Annotated in this window: 1 protein-coding gene; it reads left to right on the forward strand. The window is 68.6% G+C overall.

Features of this window, described 5'->3' with window-relative positions:
* A partial coding sequence (locus tag ABGA94_RS00045) for an NRDE family protein (RefSeq protein ID WP_375365946.1) occupies positions 1-280 on the forward strand: 280 nt, incomplete at its 5' end.
* Positions 281-388 lie beyond the last annotated feature (108 nt).

Here is a 388-nt window from a genome sequence, read left to right on the forward strand (position 1 = left end):
CAGATCCCTTTCGCAGCGCGAAAGGGATCTGACCCCGGACCTGACCCCGCTCTGGAATGCGCTGGCCAACGAACACCGCCCTGCCGACAGCGACCTGCCCGACACCGGCATTGGCCTGGAACGCGAGCGCTGGTTGAGCCCGCCCTTCATCCGCGGCGACGACTACGGCACCCGCGCCAGCACCGTGCTGCTGATCGACGCCGACGGCCACGGCGAGATCCACGAACGCCGTTTCGGCCCGCAGGGTGCACCGAGCGGACAAAGCCACGTCATTTTCTGACCCGGTCATGACGGCCCCTGGCCGGATGCTCTTGGCGAGGGTAGTGCCGGCCGCTGGCCGGCAGCCTTTGGATGCTCGGATTCGCCATGAAGCTGCCGGCCAGCGGCC

The sequence above is a fragment of the Stenotrophomonas sp. 3diitr2024 genome (assembly GCF_042136455.1).
In the GTDB taxonomy this organism is placed as follows: domain Bacteria; phylum Pseudomonadota; class Gammaproteobacteria; order Xanthomonadales; family Xanthomonadaceae; genus Stenotrophomonas; species Stenotrophomonas sepilia.